The sequence below is a fragment of the Bradyrhizobium sp. YCK136 genome (genome assembly GCF_044570075.1).
GTDB lineage: Bacteria > Pseudomonadota > Alphaproteobacteria > Rhizobiales > Xanthobacteraceae > Bradyrhizobium > Bradyrhizobium diazoefficiens.
This window is the reverse complement of the sequence record NZ_CP172424.1, coordinates 1,960,318-1,978,090: the sequence shown is the minus strand read 5'-3', so window position 1 is coordinate 1,978,090 and position 17,773 is coordinate 1,960,318. Positions and strand designations below refer to the sequence as shown.

At 63.5% G+C, this 17,773-nt stretch carries 13 protein-coding genes and 1 pseudogene; 3 read left to right on the top strand and 11 right to left on the bottom strand.

Annotation, left to right across the window (positions count from 1 at the left end; translation table 11 throughout):
* Nucleotides 1-140 precede the first annotated feature (140 nt).
* From ACFLEY_RS09310 to ACFLEY_RS09295, 4 genes are read right to left on the bottom strand one after another with little or no spacing between them, the layout of a single operon-like run.
* Nucleotides 141-437 carry a HypC/HybG/HupF family hydrogenase formation chaperone gene (locus ACFLEY_RS09310; RefSeq protein ID WP_011089676.1) on the bottom strand — a complete coding sequence of 99 codons (297 nt, stop codon included), beginning with the start codon at nt 435-437 and terminating at the stop codon, nt 141-143.
* Nucleotides 438-463: 26 nt separating this feature from the next.
* Nucleotides 464-1,042, bottom strand: a complete 579-nt coding sequence (locus ACFLEY_RS09305; RefSeq protein ID WP_060908778.1) for a HyaD/HybD family hydrogenase maturation endopeptidase — start codon at nt 1,040-1,042, stop codon at nt 464-466.
* Between the two features lie 16 nt (nt 1,043-1,058).
* Nucleotides 1,059-1,802 carry a Ni/Fe-hydrogenase, b-type cytochrome subunit gene (cybH, locus tag ACFLEY_RS09300; RefSeq protein WP_060908779.1) on the bottom strand — a complete coding sequence of 248 codons (744 nt, stop codon included), beginning with the start codon at nt 1,800-1,802 and terminating at the stop codon, nt 1,059-1,061.
* 9 nt (nt 1,803-1,811) lie between these two features.
* Nucleotides 1,812-3,602, bottom strand: a complete 1,791-nt coding sequence (locus ACFLEY_RS09295; protein WP_060911516.1) for a nickel-dependent hydrogenase large subunit — start codon at nt 3,600-3,602, stop codon at nt 1,812-1,814.
* Nucleotides 3,603-3,622: 20 nt separating this feature from the next.
* Between ACFLEY_RS09295 and ACFLEY_RS09290 the strand changes: the two are divergent.
* Nucleotides 3,623-4,258: pseudogene (locus tag ACFLEY_RS09290) on the top strand (IS630-like element ISRj1 family transposase); the annotation flags it as partial.
* 26 nt (nt 4,259-4,284) lie between these two features.
* Here ACFLEY_RS09290 and ACFLEY_RS09285 read toward each other — a convergent pair.
* The 5 genes from ACFLEY_RS09285 to ACFLEY_RS09265 form a co-directional block, all read right to left on the bottom strand.
* On the bottom strand, nt 4,285-5,376 hold the full coding sequence (locus ACFLEY_RS09285; protein WP_011089680.1) for a hydrogenase small subunit: 1,092 nt from the start codon (nt 5,374-5,376) through the stop codon (nt 4,285-4,287).
* A gap of 197 nt (nt 5,377-5,573) precedes the next feature.
* Nucleotides 5,574-7,013: a nickel-dependent hydrogenase large subunit gene (locus ACFLEY_RS09280; RefSeq protein WP_060908781.1), complete on the bottom strand. Its 1,440-nt coding sequence runs from the start codon at nt 7,011-7,013 to the stop codon at nt 5,574-5,576.
* Nucleotides 7,010-8,026, bottom strand: coding sequence for a HupU protein (locus ACFLEY_RS09275; RefSeq protein WP_060911514.1), 1,017 nt, complete (start codon nt 8,024-8,026; stop codon nt 7,010-7,012). Before ACFLEY_RS09275 ends, ACFLEY_RS09280 begins: the two co-directional genes overlap by 4 nt.
* Nucleotides 8,027-8,091: 65 nt before the next feature.
* Nucleotides 8,092-9,414: a DUF3422 domain-containing protein gene (locus ACFLEY_RS09270; RefSeq protein WP_060908782.1), complete on the bottom strand. Its 1,323-nt coding sequence runs from the start codon at nt 9,412-9,414 to the stop codon at nt 8,092-8,094.
* 112 nt (nt 9,415-9,526) lie between these two features.
* Nucleotides 9,527-11,530: a methyl-accepting chemotaxis protein gene (locus ACFLEY_RS09265; protein ID WP_396604618.1), complete on the bottom strand. Its 2,004-nt coding sequence runs from the start codon at nt 11,528-11,530 to the stop codon at nt 9,527-9,529.
* 473 nt (nt 11,531-12,003) lie between these two features.
* Here ACFLEY_RS09265 and cybH (ACFLEY_RS09260) point away from each other — a divergent pair, with 473 nt between their 5' ends.
* Nucleotides 12,004-12,729 carry a Ni/Fe-hydrogenase, b-type cytochrome subunit gene (cybH, locus tag ACFLEY_RS09260; protein WP_060912689.1) on the top strand — a complete coding sequence of 242 codons (726 nt, stop codon included), beginning with the start codon at nt 12,004-12,006 and terminating at the stop codon, nt 12,727-12,729.
* Here cybH (ACFLEY_RS09260) and ACFLEY_RS09255 read toward each other — a convergent pair whose 3' ends face one another.
* Nucleotides 12,730-15,045, bottom strand: a complete 2,316-nt coding sequence (locus ACFLEY_RS09255; RefSeq protein ID WP_211434394.1) for a TonB-dependent receptor — start codon at nt 15,043-15,045, stop codon at nt 12,730-12,732.
* Complete coding sequence (locus ACFLEY_RS09250; RefSeq protein ID WP_249163471.1) at nt 15,026-15,865, bottom strand: HoxN/HupN/NixA family nickel/cobalt transporter; 840 nt, start codon at nt 15,863-15,865, stop codon at nt 15,026-15,028. The genes ACFLEY_RS09255 and ACFLEY_RS09250 overlap by 20 nt, the downstream gene beginning before the upstream one ends.
* Before the next feature lie 394 nt (nt 15,866-16,259).
* Between ACFLEY_RS09250 and ACFLEY_RS09245 the strand changes: the two genes are divergently transcribed.
* Nucleotides 16,260-17,744 carry an adenylate/guanylate cyclase domain-containing protein gene (locus ACFLEY_RS09245; RefSeq protein WP_249163470.1) on the top strand — a complete coding sequence of 495 codons (1,485 nt, stop codon included), beginning with the start codon at nt 16,260-16,262 and terminating at the stop codon, nt 17,742-17,744.
* The last annotated feature ends 29 nt before the right edge of the window (nt 17,745-17,773 follow it).

Sequence of the window (17,773 nt, the reverse complement as noted above, 5' to 3'; positions counted from 1 at the left end):
GGCTCCCGATGATAAGATACTTTCCATTATCAGTGAAAGCTATCTTTGCAGATAGAAAGACGCATTCCAGGTAGCTTGTGGCGCCCGCACGCCGATCCGGCCGCGGAGGCCGTGATTCCAGTTGATGCCTGGACGTGGGCCTATTCGGACCGCAGGTGCGCTGGCAGTTGCGGCTCGCGGTCGATCAGGTCGGCGAAGAAGCGGTCGCAATCCTCACCGTCGAGCGCAGCACCAAGACCGTCGATCGCGGCGCCAATCAGGCGCGCCTCTTCCTCATCGAGAAGCCGGATCGCGGTGTCGATATAGACCAGCACGTGGGTGCCGACCGGCGGGTTGGAGAGCAGCAGCATGGAGACGCGGCGCTGTTCGCCGCGAAATGCGCACAGCGCCGAGACGCCATCCGTCTCGACAATCGTCATCGGCAGGCCGAGGCACATCGTGCTTTCTCCGGAGATCGCGCCTCTCAGGCCGGCCGCATCTCGTAATTGGCGTGATCGATGTCATTGGCGAGCAGCCGCTCGGACTCCGCCAATGGCGCCCTGCGGCGGCTGACCGTGACGCCCCACTCGGCCAAGACCTGGCAGGCGAGATCGATCGCGGGCGCGATCTGGTCGCGCACCGGCGGCGTCAGCGGCCCGCCCCAGTCTTCGAGATCGAGCGGCTGGCAGCCGATCAGCACGAGATGCTTCGGGCACCGGCCGAGCAGGTCGGCGGCGCTGATGACCTCCTGGAAGCCGGTCTGGTGCAGGCTCATCTTCTTGGCGCCGGTGAAACGCGGCACCTCATCGTCCCGCACCAGCTTCAACTGGCCGGGTTCGAGGCCGTAGTCGATCGCGTCGAACACGATCAGGCGATCGGCCTCTTCCAGATAGTTCACGAGGTAGAGGCCCTGCGTGCCGCCGTCGAGGATGGTAACATTGTTGGGCACGGCGTAGCGGCGGTGGAACTCTTCCACCGCGCGCACGCCAAAGCCTTCGTCGGCCCACAGAATATTGCCGATGCCGAGCACCAGGATGCGGTCGCCTTGCGAGGATGTCGGCATCGTTAGCCTTCCCGTTTCAGTCGCGGAATTGCCGTTCGCCCGAGATCATCGAGGACATGATGCTCTGGCGTGACATGATGTCTTCGCGGATCGCGGCGTAGATGTGCACCATCACGAATACGACCAGCGCCCACATGCCGAGATGGTGCCAGGTGTGAACGTCCTGACTGTTCGGCCAGATCGCAAACACCCAGCCGAACAGCTTGTGCTGCCAGCTATCGATGCCTTGACCTTCGGAATAGAGCGCAAAGCCGGTGATGATCATGAAGGCCACGAACAGCGTGAAGCCCGTGAACATCGCGGTCTGCGCCAGCGGATTGTGGCCGACATACATCTTCGGCTCGCGCTCAAGGAACGCGTACCAGCGGATTTCATGCAGCACTTCCTTCCAGAATTGCTTGCGATGAACCGGGATGTAGAAGATCTGCCGGGAATGGTGGTTGCCGACAAAGGCCCACAGGATACGCGTCAGGAAGAATACCGCGAGCACCTGTCCCGCGGCGAAATGGGCGAAGCGGATGTAGCCCATCACAAAATGGTCGGACGCCTCGCCCGCGACCGTCGGCAGCGGCGTTCCGATCAGATAGCCGGTCACCATCAGCACAATGATCGAAAACGCGTTCACCCAGTGGCAGATCCGCACCGGCGCTTCGTAGACGTAGACGGTGGGCCGGCCCACCGCACGTTCGCCGGAAGCGTCGGCAGCGATCGCCGCGAGGTCGGGCCTGGCGTCCGAGGCCGGAGCAACTGCATCCATCATGATCCCCTCCTACCTGACCTTGACCTTGGCGAGTTCCTGGCCGTCCGGGCTCATGACGTGCGTCGAACAAGCCAGGCACGGATCGAAGGAGTGGATGGTGCGCAAAATCTCGAGCGGCTGCTCGGGATTGACCATCGGCGTGTTCATTAGTGACGCCTCGAAGGCGCCGATGTTCCCTTGGGGATCGCGCGGCGAGCCGTTCCAGGTCGTCGGCACCACGCACTGGTAGTTGTCGATCTTGGTGTCCTTGATCTTGATCCAGTGCGCGAGCGCGCCGCGCGGCGCCTCGGTGAAGCCAACGCCCTTGGCCTCCTTCGGCCAGCTCTCCGGCTTCCACTTGTCGACATTCGCGGTCGAGCTGTCCCCGGCCTTGATGTTGGCGACGAGCTTGTCCTGGAAGTAGCGCATCTGCCGTCCGGCCCAGACGGATTCGAGCGCGCGCGCGGCGGTGCGGCCGAGCGTCGAGAACAGCGCCGACGTCGGCAGGTTCAAATCCCTCAGGAACTTGTCGACGGGATCCTTGAACTCGGATTTGTTCTGCGCGTAGCCGACCACCCAGCGCGCCAGCGGGCCGACCTCCATGGCGTGGCCCTTCCAGCGAGGTGCCTTGATCCACGAATACTTGCCGCCCTCGTCGAGCTGCTCGATCGCGGTCTTGGTGCCCTTCGCATTGGGCCCCAGCACGTAGTTCGGCTCGGTGACGCCGTCCCAGGGATGCAGGCCCTTGGTCTCGTCAGGGTATTTGTACCAGGAGTGGACCACGAACTCCTGGATCTCGTCGGGGTTGGCGTGATCGACCGGAAACACTTCGGACAGATTGCCGTTGATGATGGCGCCCCGCGGCAGCTTCAGGCTCTTGGCGGAATAGTCGTTGGCATGTTCGGGCACGTCGCCATAGGCGAGCACGCTCTGGCCCGAGAGGCCGCCGCCATAGAGCCAGTCCTTGTAGAACGACCCGATCGCCGCCACGTCGGGCAGATAGACCATTTCGTTGAACTCGATCAGCCGGTCGATGATCGAGGAGATCAGGTTCAACCGCTCCATGTTGATGGCGCCGACGGCACCCGTGCCGTCGACGTTGATCGGACAGGGCACGCCGCCGACCAGCCAGTTCGGATGCGGGTTCTTGCCGCCGAAGATGGTGTGGATCTTGACGATCTCCTTCTGGAAGTCGAGCGCCTCCAGATAATGCGCCACGGCCATCAGATTGGCCTCGGGCGGCAGCTTGTAGGCCTTGCTGCCCCAATAACCGTTCTTGAACGGACCGAGCTGCCCGGATTCGACGAACTTCTTCAGCCTTGTCTGCAGATCCTTGAAATAGCCGGGCGACGACAGCGGCCAGTTCGAGATCGACTGCGCCAGCGTCGAGGTCGCCCGCGGATCGGCCGAGAGCGCGGAGACGACGTCGACCCAGTCCAGCGCGTGAAGGTGATAGAAATGCACGACGTGGTCGTGCACCTGCAATGCAAGCTGCATCAGATTGCGGATCGAATTGGCGTTCTCCGGAATGGTGATCCCGAGCGCGTTCTCGACCGCGCGCACCGACGTCAGTGCGTGGGTGCCGGTGCAGACGCCGCAGATCCGCTCGGTGAACGCCCAGGCGTCGCGGGGATCGCGGTTCTTCAGGATCACTTCGATCCCACGCCACATCGTGCCGGTCGAGACCGCATTGCGGATCATGTTGTCGGCGTCGACATTGACCTCGACCCGCATGTGACCTTCGATACGGGTCACCGGATCGACGACGATGCGCTTGCCGGAATTGTCGAGATTGAAGCCGTTGGGAGTCTGGATACCCATTGTGTTCCTACCCTAGTACGTCCTGGTGCGAGAGCAACGACCCGAACTTTACGGCCAAAGCCGCCGATGTTGTCGGCCTCTATGTCGCGCCGCCGGCGAAGGCCATTGTGCTGTGCGTGGACGAGAAGCCCTCGATCCAGGCTTTGGAGCGAGCGCAGGGTTATCTGAAGTTGCCCAATGGCCGCGCCTTGACCGGCCAAAGCCACGATTACAAGCGGCATGGCACCACAACATTGTTTGCGGCGCTCGAAGTCGCCACCGGAAAGATCATCGCGACCCATTCAAAACGCCGGCGCCGCGTCGAGTTTCTCGATTTCATGAACAGCGTCACCGCGGCTTTTCCGAACCGCAAGCTTCACGTCATCCTCGACAACCTCAACACCCATAAAAAGAACGAGGACTGGCTCAAGGCCCACCCCAACGTGCAATTTCATTTCACGCCGACAAGTGCGTCATGGCTCAATCAGGTCGAAGTATGGTTTTCCATCTTGCAGGGGCAGTCGCTCAGCGGCACCTCCTTCACGAGCCTCAAGCAGCTTCAGGAACACATCGATGCCTACGTCAACGCATACAACGACAGAGCCGAGCCCTTCGTCTGGACCAAGAAAAAGGTCCGTCAACGCCGTTTCAAAGGCCGCCGTATCACTCAGCTCTGATTCCGGGTACTAGTGTTTCTCTTCGCTCAGCTGTTGTGGTCGGCGTCTTCGCGCTTGGTCGCGAGCCGCTTCACTGCGGTCACGGCCGCATGCGCGGCCACCGCGGCGCCGACGGCGCCCGCCGCCACCATGCCGATCTGGTCGGCGTTCTTCTCGATGCCGAACTGCTTGATGTTGGTGAGACGGTCGTAGAATGAGCCCTTGTCCCAGAAGCCGTCCTCGGAGCAGCCGATGCAGCCGTGGCCCGACTGGATCGGGAAGGACACGCCGCCGTTCCAGCGCACGGTCGAGCAGGCGTTGTAAGTCGTCGGGCCCTTGCAGCCCATCTTGTAGAGGCAGTAGCCCTTGCGGGCGGCCTCGTCGTCCCACTCCTCGACGAACTGGCCGGCGTCGAAATGCGGACGGCGGTAGCACTTGTCGTGAATGCGCTGCGAGTAGAACATCTTCGGCCGGCCCTGGCGGTCGAGCTCGGGCAATTTGCCGAAGGTGGTGATGAAGGTGACGACGCCGGTCATCACTTCGGCGATCGGGGGGCATCCCGGCACCTTGATGATGGGCTTGTTGGTGATGACCTTGTCGATCGGGGTCGCCTGTGTCGGATTGGGCTTTGCCGCCTGCACGCAGCCCCAGGACGCGCAGGCGCCCCAGGCGATGATCGCCATCGCGTCCTCGGCCATCATCTTGAGCTTCTCGACGAACGGCTTGCCGCCGTCGATGCAGAACATGCCGCCTTCGTTCAGCGGCGGATTGCCTTCCACCGCGAGGATGTACTGGCCTTTGTGCTTGGCGCGGGTCTCCTCGAGGATGGCCTCCGCCTGGTGACCCGCGGCCGCCATGATGGTGTCGTCATAGTCGAGCGAGATCATCGACAGCACGGCATCCTTGACCAGCGGGTGCGCGGACCGGATGAAGCTCTCGGAGCAGCAGGTGCATTCGAGGCCGTGCATCCAGATCACGGGCACGCGCGGCTTGGTCTCGAGCGCGTTCGCGATACGGCTCGCCGCCAGCGGCCCGAGCCCGAGACTCGTCGCCGTCAGGCTGCAAAATTTGTGAAAGCTCCGACGCGTGATGCCTTGCCGCCTGATCACGCTGTAAAACGTTTCCGTCGCCGCGCCCATGTATCCTCCCGCCTTCGCTTTGACTTTTCGATGACCCCAAGGACAGCAAGAAGCAGGCCAACAGCCTGGAGCGATTCAAAAGTGGAGAGATTCCAGAACGTTGGGTGTTTGAATTGCTCGCAGGAGCGGTACACGAGGATGCTGGAGATACGAGAAGCGGAAACAATTCGATTTGCAGCCGGCAACGAAGTTTCCGGTCAGTGCGCGGTGCACACCATGCAGGGATCGAACGAGCGCACGATGTGCTGGATCGCGACCGCACGTGGGCCGGCGTCGCCGACATCGGTGCCGACCAGCGCCTGCTCCAGCGGGCCGCCGACGTCGAAGGAATCGCGCGGCGAGAAATTCCAAGTGGTCGGCGCGATGATCTGGTAGCGCTCGATCCTACCCTGGCTTACCGCCATCCAGTGCCCGAGACTGCCGCGGGCGGCTTCGACGAGCCCGACATAGCTTCCGTCGGGGATCTCGCGCGCATTGTTGCAGAATGGCTCCGACAATCGCAGCGCGCGCGTCCACTGCTCCATGGCCAGCGCGATGCGCGCGGTCTCGATCAGCCGCGCGATCACGCGGCTGCGCACGTTGGTGCCATCGCGCGCGACCAGATCCGTGATCAGCGCCTGACCGGCCACCGTCTGGCGCGCGATCGCGCCGACCTCGATCGGCTGGCCCGACAGCCGCGGCGCCTTGCACCAGCTATAGGCCGCCGGCTTGTCGGGATCGGGGACGGTGCTGCTATGTGCTGGGTCCGCAGAGGACTCCCGCATCCAGGCGTGCGAGACGTCCTCGGTGATCTGCGTCAGGGGCAGCGGTTCGACCGCGGCGCGCGGGCCGAACAGGCCGCGCGGAAACAACTCGCCGTCGACGCCACGATAGGCGCCGTAGCTCATCATCAAGCCCGTGCCCCGGCCGAGCCCGGTCAACGCAAGACTGTCCGCAAGCCGCAGGAAATGGGCGAAATCGCCGCCGCGGCCGTCGCGCCAGCTATCCAGCTCGTCCGCGGAGGCAATCGCCAGCACATTCTCGAGCGAGTCCGCGAAGACGACACGCTCGAGAAAGCTTCGAAAGGCCGTCGTGATCGACAGCAGCCGGACGCGCTCGCCAAGGTCGATGGCGCGCGTCGTGCCTCCTGGCTGGAACGCGAGGCTATGCGGCCATTTCCCGGCGATGATGCCCATGGTCTCGAGCAGCCGTGCCCGCGCCGGCAGGGCATCGCGCGCTGCGCTGCCGCGGGTTGCTGCAAAGCGCTCGCGCGTCTCCGCGTGCCAGCCGTGCGCCGCATAGGCCTCGCGGGCAAAGTCGGGCATGAAAAAGATATAGAAGTGGGTCAGATGGTCGGCTGCGTTCTCCGCCGCATGCGCAATGCTCGTGGCAAGCAAGCCATTGGGCGCAGCCTCTATGGCCATGCCGTCGCGCAGGGCGGCAGCGGCCGCAACCGATTGCGAGACCGAGCAGATGCCGCAGATCCGCGGCGCCAGCGCCAGCGCGTCGAGCGGCGGCCGGCCCTCCAGGATCTGTTCGAAGCCCCGGTAGAGCGGCGCCGTCACCTCGGCGCGCATGACGCGGCCGCTCTCGACGTCGAGGCGGACTTCGAGATCGCCCTCAGCACGGTTGAACGGGCCGATCGTGATCCGCGTCATGGCTTGCCCTTGGCCGTCGAACGGCCCGGCGGCACGACGACGTGGTCGGCGGTCGCATTCAGCCGCACGCGCCGGGGCGTTGCGGACTTCGACAATGCCGCGAGCGCGACGAACCAGGCCTTTGGCATGTCAGTCGGCAAACCAACCGGAATGCCGGCGAGCTTGGCGGTCTCCAGGAAGTTCTGCGCCCCTTCGAATCCCGGCGAGGTGCAGGCGATACAGGCATAGCCGCCCTTGGTGCAGGAGCCGCCGCCGTTCCAGGAGCGCTGATTGCAGTCGCCGACCGCCTGCGTCGCCTTGCAGCCGAGATGCTCCATCAGGCAGCCGCGCTCCGACATCGTCTCGGCGCTCGCCTTGAACTCGTAGAACTCGTTGCGCGAACAGCCGTGATGGGCGAGATGATTGGCTATGAATTTCGGTCGTCCGTAAGCGTCGAGATCGGTCGCGGCAAGATCCTTGGCGGTCAGTGCCAGGATGGTTTCCATCATCCAGCCCGGATGCGGCGCGCAACCCGCGACATTGATGACGGGCAGACCGAGGCGCGAACGGAAGCCCGCGCCCAGAGCGCCGCCGCTATCGGAACCTTCGAACTGCAATCCCACGGCATCGGTCGGGTTCGATCCGGCGGCCGGCACGCCGCCATAGGCGGCGCAGCTTCCGACCGCGATCACATAGTCGGCGCACGGCGCCAGATCGAGCATCCAGCGATAGATCGAGCGGTTGGTCCCCGCGAGCATGTTGAAGCGGCCGCTGTCGTTCGGCCCCCGGGCGACGGAGCCTTCCAGCAAGAGCAGATCCAGCCGCACCTTGCCATCCAGCACGGACTGTAGCACCTCGACTGCTTCCTCACCGGTCTCTTCGCTGACCGACGGATGCCACAGCAGGTTGATGCCGAACTGCCTGAGCTCGTCGAACCAGCCAGAGGCGCCGCTCTCGAGGATCGACATGGTGCAGCCGCCGCAACTGGCCCCCTGCAGCCAAAGCACGTTGGTCGTCCCTTCCGATCGGCTCATGGCCTCCTTAGCCCGCAAGCATCCGTCGCTCGTAGCACAAGAGCAAGGCTCTGGCTTGAGGGATCTCAATCATGCCCGCCCGACGTCGCGCCGTCATGCTTCAAGTGCCGCTGGCGAATCCGGTGCGTGACAATCCAGGTGACGCCGATAGCGACCGGCACGAACAGCGCGGTCGCCAGCGACGGCTCGACATGTACGCCGCCGTCATGCGCGCCCTTGGCAAGATACCCGAACAGGCTGACGACGTAATAGCCGATCGCTGCCACCGACAGGCCCTCGACCGTACTTTGCAGGCGCAATTGCAGCTTGGTGCGCTCGTTCATCGAACGCAAGAGGTCACGATTTTGCTCCTCCAATTCGACGTCGACGCGGGTGCGCAGGAGGTCGGCGGCGCGCGCAAGCTTGATCGACAAATTGGCCTGACGCTCCTCCAGGGCGGCGCAGGTCCGCATCGCCGGCGCCATCCGGCGGGCGAGAAACGACGACCAGGTCGGATAGCCTGCGATCTCGCCGCCTTCGATCACCCCAAGGCGAGCCTGCACGATGTCGTAATAGGCCCGGCTGGCCCCGAACCTGAACAGGCTGCCGGCGGCGCCGCGCTCGAGCGAGGCGGCGAGCGCGGTCAGCTCGGTCAGAAGGTGATTGTTGAGCTTGAGGCCCTCCGCACCCTGCATCTCCTCGAGCACCTCGACCAGCCGGCGCCCGATCTGATCGACCGATGGTGCGAGTTCGAGCGCAGCCGGCAAGCCGAGCAACGCCAGCGTGCGATAGGTCTCGATCTCCAGCACGCGCTGCACCAGAGCGCCCAAGCGGCCCGGCGACAGGCCGTCGTTGCAGATGAGGATGCGAACAAAACCATGGTCGTCCGCGCGAAAGTCGGAGGCGACCACGGCAGATCCGCTGCGGACCGCCGCCATCGCGAGGCTGCCTCGTTCGAAAACCTCCTGGGCACGCTCCAGCGCCGCCGAGGTTTGCTCGACCCCGAGCTTGACCGCGACCAGCAATTGGCCGGACTGCGACAGGGAGCGTATCAATGCGGCGGGCCCATCGCCGATCTCGCCGAAACTCCGAGCGGACGTATCCGCGTTGCCGAGGATCCAGGTAAAGGTGGTGAACTCCGAGTGCTGCTCCCAGCGCAGCTGGATCGCGCCGATAGCGACCTGATGATGTTTCGTTCCTTCATCCGGCGGCTCCTGCCCGTGCGACGTGCAGAACGCGACGAACTTCTGCCGATTGGCGGCGGCAACCTCGCCCTGGCTGAGAAAGGCAAAGCGCAGCACGGTGAGCGGCGCCGTCAGCCGGGTGAACGGGCGGGCATGCACCTCGCCCAGCACCGCACCACGCTGCGGGTGCAGCTCAAAACCGGCGAGATCGAGGTCACGGTTCATCGGTGGTCCCTTGGGTAGGCGCTCTCAGGCCGCGGTGTACCGCGAACCTCGCCATTCACTACCACAACACACCCATGCTCTTGCAATCACCCGTTGGCACGATAGGCCGACCTCAGGCTGCGGCAACATTGGCCATGAATCCGTCGAGCTCGACGCGCAGGCGCTGGCTGGCCTCGGTCAGGCCGCGGGCCGATTGCAGCACGGCGGAGGCGGCCGCGCCGGTCTCGGTTGCCTCGCGATTGACCTGTTCGAGATTGGTCGAGACCTGACCGGTACCGGAGGCCGCATGCTGGGCGCTGCGCGCGATCTCCTGCGTCGTCGCCGTCTGCTGATCGACGGCGGTCGCGATCGAGCCTGATATCGACGAGATCTCCCCGATCGTGCCGGCGATCGTCCTGATCGCCGCGATCGATTCACCCGTCGCCTGCTGCATGCCCTGGATGTGCGCGCCGATCTCCTCCGTGGCGCGCGCCGTCTGACTGGCGAGCGATTTCACCTCAGAGGCCACCACCGCAAAACCGCGGCCGGCATCGCCTGCACGCGCCGCTTCGATCGTGGCGTTGAGCGCCAGCAGATTGATCTGCTCCGCGACCGCCGTGATCAGTTTTACGACGTCGCCGATCCGGTGCGAGGCCTCGGACAATGCGGCAATGCGCACGTCCGTGTCCCGCGCCTGTTGCACCGCACTTTCCGAGATGTCGTTGGAGTTGCGCACCTGTGAGCGGATCTCGTTGATCGAAAGCGACAGTTCCTCGGCGGCGGCGGCGACCGAACGGATGCTGCCGACCGCTTCCCGGGAAGCGCCAGCCACCGCTGTCGTCAAGTCGCCGGTCGCTTCCGCATTGCGCGACAGCGCCGAGGCGGCGGCTTCCAGTTGCCGGGCCGAGCTCGATATGTCGTTGACGATGTCGCCGACCGCGGTCTCGAAGGTGCCGGCAAATCGCGTCAGCTCCGAACGGCGAAGCTCCGCTGCCGACCTGTTGCGCTCCTCGATCTCGGCCGCCTCCCGCTCGGTGCGCTCGATCGCCTGGCGCTTGAACATCTCGACGGCGCCGGCCATTTTGCCCACCTCGTCGCGGCGGCCGAGGCCCGGCAGCACGATCTCGTGCCTGCCGCGGGCGAGCTCCGTCATGGCAGCGCACATGGCGATCACGGGACGCGCAATGCCGCGTCCGACAGCGAAGGACAGCACGAGGCCGATGGCGATCGATGCCAGCGCCAGCGCCACTTCGACCGACTGGCCGCTGGCGATCTGCTCCGACGTCTTCTTTTCAGCCTCGGCCTGCTCGGCCAGTGCCACGCGCTTGAGCGAGCTCGCCGCCCCCGACAGGCCATGGCGCAGCTTCCACATGCTTTCCACGAGGCGGTCGATTTCCTGCGCGGACGCCACGACGCGTGCGACGCTTTCGCCATAGAAGGCGAGACGATCGGCAAGCGCCTTCTCGCCGATGGCGTCCATCGAGCGCAACGCGCCGCGATCGACCAGGCGCTTGATCGTCTCGAGGCGTTGCGCGGCGGCCTGCGCCAGCGCGTCATCATGGCGCTTCAGCTCGGCGGTTGCGAGCAGATCAACGACCTCAAAGCGGTTGAGCGCGCCTCCGATTTCATCAGCATCGCCGGGCGATACCTTCGCATCCGCAAGGATGGATTTGATCGCACGCGACTGATCTTCCATCACGGTACCCGACCGGCTGATCTCCGACCGCAAGGCCAGCACCTTGTTGAAGGCGTCGGTATAGGCGCGATAGGCCTCGAACAGCTCCTTGATGGACTGCTGCCAGCTCAAGGTGGCGGTCTCGGTCTTGGCCGCGGTAATGGCTCCTTCCAGCCTTCGCCTCGCCTCCTCGGCCGCAGATTCCGCCTCCTTGGTGCCAGCCATGGCGAAATAGCGCGCGTTGCTCTGATAGGCGGACAGGGAACTGTCGATCTCGCGCGCGTAGTCGGACTCTGACATGCTAACCCGGTAGACACCGAAGCCGTCGAGGATCTTCTCATAGCCGAACCAGGCGCCGGCCATGGTGACGGCCGACAGCAGCAGCACGACCGCAAAGCCGATCATGATCTTTGCCCGGATCGACACGTTGGCGAAGACCGGCTCGCTCTTAGGAAGACTCATGGCGGCGGCGTTCATTCGCCCATGGCCGTGAAACAGGTCTGACATCGACTGCCCATCCCGGGCAAAAACGCGTGCAACGAAGCTCAGATTCATTTCGCAATACCCGTTCTCGGAAAGCTCGCAATGATGCGACGATGCGGCCACTCCCCTAATCATCGGTAAATCGAAAACTGTTGCTCCGCAGCGAACGAAGCCTCCAACGCGGCGACGCTCAGCGTTGCGCCGCGTGCAAATTGAACGACCGCGCCGCTTGCGATGAAGAAACCGCAAGCAGTTTCAAGCAAGGCCTGAAAGGCGAATTTCCAGCATGAGATAAAACATGTTTCCATTTCGACGCATCGTGCGGCGCATCAAGCGCTGTACGAATTTTTTTCGCGGCGGGGATTTTGCAAGAGAGCGCGCGCGATATTGTCGGAAAGGGTGAGCTGATTCGTTTGTTCCTGCGTCGGATCGCTTTTGGGCAGGAGCAATCGATGACTGAGATTTCCGAGATTCCCGGCACGCTCGATGCGATCGGCGCCGCGGGAACGAGCCGCCAATCGATCTATGTGTACGAAGCGTCGGTGCGGATCTGGCATTGGCTCAATGCCGCGCTCATCACCATGCTCGTGATCACCGGTTATCTGATCGCCTCGCCGCTGCCGTCGATGCCGGGAGAGGCTTCCAACTGGTACACAATGGGCTATATCCGCTTCATTCATTTCGCGTCGGGACAGGCGCTTGCCGTTGCCTTCCTCTATCGCATCTACTGGGCGATCGTCGGCAACGCTTATGCACGGCAACTCTTCGCGCTGCCGTTCTACAACCGGATCTGGCGCTGGGGTTTTCTATACGAGCTGCGCTGGTATCTCTTCCTGGTGCGCTACCCGAAGAAATATGTCGGCCATAACCCACTCGCCAATACCGCGATGTTCCTGTTCATCCTCGCGATGGTCGGGATGATCATGACCGGATTTGCCCTTTATGCCGAGGGCGCTGGCATCGACAGCCTGTGGTATCGTTTCTTCGGCTGGGTGTTCAAGATCTTGCCGAACAGCCAGGACGTCCACACCATCCATCATCTCGGCATGTGGTTCATCGTGGTGTTCGTCATCCTGCACATCTACGCCGCGCTGCGCGAAGAAATCATGTCGCGCCAGAGCATGCTGTCCGCCATCATCACCGGCGAGCGCACCTTTCGCGACTCCCGACCTGACTAGCTAGAACGTCCCCGCGACCGTCAAGCGGAACGACAGCGGCTCGACCGGATGCAGCACGTAATCCATCACTCCGTTCCGGCAGACCGCGGCGGGCGCAACGCCGCCGGTGCAGAAAGTGTACAGCGCGTCGGTCTTGAGCAACGAACCATAGGCATAGGTAATCTGGTTCGCTCTCGCGTCGAACAGATTGAGCACGTCGAGCTGGATGCGCCAGCCATTGTGAGCGCGGTAGCCGAGGCGGCCGTTGAAGATGCCGGTCGCGGACGAGCGGAACGCATTGTCTTCCGTCAGCGGGCTGGAGGCGAGATAGCGCCAGCGCAAGGTCCCGAACCAGCCGGTCTTCTCGCCCAGGGTGATGCCGGCCGAGGCCACCATCGGCGGCGCGTTCGGGATGTAGTTGCCGGGCGCGTTGCCGATCTGCGCCTCCGGATAGCCGGCGAGCGCGGCGTAGACCTCCGCCTGGTCGCTGTCATAGCCGCGAAAGCGCGCACGGGTCATCGCCAGATCGGCGTCGATATCGATCCAGGATCGCGGCCGGTAATGGTTGGTCCACTCGAAGCCATAGCGGCGGCTGGCGCGGGTCGCCTCGGTGTTGCCGGCATCGCCGGAGAACAGGATCTCGGAATCCTGGTCGAGGATGAAGACGCTGAACGAGGTGTCGAGGCCGGGAATGATCCTGCTGCGAACGCCGACCTCAGCGCCCCTGGTGCGCACCAGTAGCGGCGACGGCGAGAGCTTTGTGGCGGGATCGCTGGGGTCTTCCGTCGTGGTGGCGCCGCGGGCGTCGTTCGAGTGCATGCCGTAGCCTGCGCCGAGGAAGAATTCGGTCTGGTTGAAGGGACCGAGCACCATCCGGAATTTCGGACTGCCGAGCGAGGCATTGACGCGGCCGGAGTTGTTGGAATTGAACAGCGAGGTGACATTGGCGGCATAATAGTCACCGCGCCAGCCCATTGTGGCTCGGAGCCAGTCGGTCCAGCGCACGGTGTTTTCGGCGTAGACGCCGACGCTGCCTTCGCCGACCTTGTCGCTGCGGACGCTGGAGAGGTAGCTGCGGTGGACCGTGTTGGTCAGCGCCAGATCAATCGCGTCATAGCGCGATTGCAGGCCGACCGTGGTCTGCATCGGCAGGCCCGCAAACGAGCCGTTCAGTGTACGGGAGATGTTGGCGCCGGCCATCAGGCGGTCGTCGTGCTGGTGGAACTGGTCGCCGAGCACGGGATCGCTGAGGAAATAGGTGAAATTGTTGAAAAGATCGAGCTGGCTCTTCACGACATAGGCATTGGCCTTCCAGGAGCCGAGATCGTCGCTCTGCGCGACGCGGCCTGAGAGCGCGAAGCGGTTGGTGTTTCCGCCGTCGGTCGGGTCTTCCGAGCCGAACCGGTCGAGAAAGCTGCTCGTTATCGCGCGCTGCGGCACCTGGTCGGTGGAATTCCATTTGTTCGCATAGGCCATGCCGGTGACGGTCAGGCCATCCGTCGCGGTGCCCTGGCTAAAACGCACGAGACCGTTGAGCTTGCGCACATTGTCCGGATTGTCCCAGGGGCCGTTGTAGGTGCCGATCTCGCCGGCGACGAGCAGCGCGCCCTCACCGAGCTTCGCGGAGTCCATGCCGAGCAGACGCCGATAGCCAAAGCTGCCGGCAGTCACCTGTGCGAGGCCCTTCTCGGTGCGGTCGATCAGGCCGATGCGCACGCTGCCGACGGAGGCGAAATCGCTCTCGTCGGCGAAGTACGGGCCCTTGCGCACGTCCATCGCGCTGATGGTCTCCGGGATCAGCCAGTTGAGATCGGCATAGCCCTGGCCGTGCGCGTGGGTGCGCATGTTGACGGGGACGTCGTCGACATAGATTGCGAGATCGGTGCCGTGATCGAGATTATAGCCGCGCAGAAAATACTGGTTGGCTTTGCCCTCGCCGGAATGCTGGGTCAAGATCAGCCCCGGCACGGCTTCGAGCACCTCGCCCGGCCGTGTGAAGGGGCGCGCGTTGAGCTCTTCACCGGAGACGGTGAGCGCGCTGGCCATGCCCGGCGGCCCCTCTGGGCCGGAGGCGACGCTGCGGGTGCCCGACGCTGGCGCTGCTGCCGGATACACAAAGATCCGATGACCGGCCCGTGTCGATGTGCCGGCGTGCCGCGACGCGGGCGGCCTCTTGTGACGCGGTGTCTGGCCGGCAAAAATCTGGACCGGCGGCAGTTCGCGCAGGCCGCCATCGCTCTGTGCGAAGGCGTTGCCGTCAACCGCGAGGAGCCAGAGGGCCGAGAGTACCGTCAGCGGACCGCAGCGTCGGCAAGACTCAGACCGCCTCGGTCGCATCAGCGCATTCCAGGACTTCCGTGTCGGCAAGGCCCGAGCTGCCCGCAATTAGGCGGCGGTAGAGCACGATCGAGAGCAGCCAGGCGATCGCGAACAACGCGATCACGGCGAGGCCGACATTGGCGAGCGACTCGTTGAGGGCGTCGATCAGCGTCCACACACCGCCGGAGAGATCGAGCCGGTTGCCGATCAAGCCCAGTGCCTCAATGCCGCCGATGAACAGCGCGACCGCGACGGAAGCGCCCGTAATGGTGAGGTTGTACCAGAGCTTTCGCATGGGATCGACGAAGGCCCAGCGATAAGCGCTGACCATCAGCGTCGAGTCCGCGGTGTCGACCAGTGCCATGCCGGCGGCGAACAGCGCGGGAAAGACCATGACGTCGGCGAGCGAAGCGCCGCGCGCGGCCTCAGAGGTGGAGATGCTGAGCAGGCCGATCTCAGTTGCAGTGTCGAAACCGAGCCCGAACAGGAAGCCGAGCGGATACATGTGCCAGGGTTTTGTCACCAGGCGGAACATGGGGCCGAGCAAGCGCACCAGGATACCGCGATGAGCGAGCAATGCGTCGAGCCCGGCGGCGTCACGAATGCCCTGCTCGCGCGCCTTGCGAAAGGTCCGCCACAGGCTGGCGAAGATGGCGAGGTTAATGGCCGCAATCACCAGCAGGAACAGCGCCGACACCGAGGTGCCTATGAAGCTGCCGATCTCTTTGAGCAGGCCGTCACCGCCAAGGCTCACCACGCCGAGCGCGAGGAGCATGGTCGCGACCACGACCACGCTGGAATGGCCGAGCGCGAAATAGAGGCCGGCCGATCGCGGCATGCTAAACTCGGTTTCTGACCGGCGACGTCAACATCACACGTTTTGGTAGTACCGTATTATTGCGTCAACCCATGCCGCAGCAAATACTCAATTTTCCATGAACAGAGGAAGTCCAATTCAGGTCAACAGGCGCCGTCCTGACCGCCGCCGGTCACGTCCGGTCTGCTGCGACAACCGGACGATTTCAAAGCCAGCCCGGGCTTCGCGTTCGGGCCATTCGACGACATAGCGTCGCGTCTTCGAAAATGTTCGGATAAGCCGGAGCGGACATCGGTCAACGCGGCTGACGTGTCGACTAGATGGCGATGACCGATATCCACTTCTAGGTAGGCATCCCGCGTTTGGCACAGCCGTGTGATCCGTCGTACAAATGTGCCGGGTTGGATTGCGGGCCATGGTGCAAGAGCGACCAGTCCGGGTCGAGCGCAGGTTATCGGCGATTCTGGCCGCCGACGTGGCTGGCTATTCGCGGCTCATGCACAATGACGAAGAGGCTACCCACGCCAAGCTAAGCGCGCTGCTAACGGAAGCTGTCCAGCCGGCAATCGCTGAACACGGTGGCCACATCGTGAAGAACACCGGGGACGGGTTCTTGGCCGAGTTTCCGAGCGCGGTCGAGGCGGTTCGAGCCGCGATGCAGTTCCAGACCAGCATTCATGAACTTACAATCGGTGATGTGGAAGACAGGCGCATTGCTTTCCGTGTGGGCATCAATATCGGCGACGTAATTGTTGAACCTCATGACATTTTTGGGGACGGCGTCAATATTGCGGCGCGGCTTGAGGGCGTCGCAGAGCCCGGCGGCATCTGCATCTCGTCTTCTGCCTACGATCAAGTCCGAGGCAAGGTCGGGGTTGAGTTCGGCGATCTGGGCGAGCAGAACCTCAAAAACATTGCCCGTCCGGTCCGGGTCTATCGAATGCGGCCATGCAATGCAGCAACACGCCCACAGGCCTCGTTGCTGCACCGTGACACGCCGCAGATTGGTTGGTTTCCAAACATGTTTGGTGGCTTTCCGATCCGCCTGTGGCCGGCGCTTCGTGCGCGGCGCGCTCGGATGGCTCTAGTGATTGCCTTGCTGTTTCTTCTGAGCGGCGGCGTAGCTTATTGGTATATGCATCAAGGCGAGCCGCAGCCGTTGAACCATCGCCTGTCGATTGTCGTGCTGCCATTCACGAATCTAAGCAATGCATCCGAGCAGGAATACTTTGCTGAAGGTATTACTGACGACCTGAGTGCCGATCTTTCACGGATCGAGGATAGCTTTGTGATCGCGCCCAGCACAGCCCGCGCCTACAAGAATGTTGACCCGAAGCGCGTTGGCCGCGAACTCGGCGTACGCTACATCCTTGACGGCAGCCTGCGCAGAACGGACTCACTGGTCCGGATCAATGCCAGGCTGATTGATGCCCGGACTGGCGCCGAGATCTGGTCGGAGCGCGTCGACGGTGACTGGTCCAAATCGATGCAGCTTCAGGATATCATCACCGGTCGACTGGCGCGGCGGCTTGATCTTGAACTGACAAACCAGGAAAGCCGCGACGCGGAGGTTATGCGGCCAAACAACCCTGACGCGGTCGATCTCACGATGCGGGGGTGGGCTGTGCTCAACCAACCCTATTCGCGCGAGCAGTTGTCGCAGTCGCAAGCCCTTTTCGAACGTGCGCTCCAAATCGATCCAGGCTTCCCGAAGGCGTTGGTGGGCCTGGCTGAGACTCTGGCAATGGAGGTCAACTATCGTTGGACAGATGCGCCGGCAGATCAGCTACGGCGTGCTGAGAGCGCCGTAGGCCAGGTCTTGTCAAAGTTTCCCAGTGATGCGATGGCACATTTTGTGAGGGGAGAGATCCAGCGTAAGCGGAGCTTTTCTCCCATTTGATTGACTGGTTTCGCTTCGGCTTTCGCTCT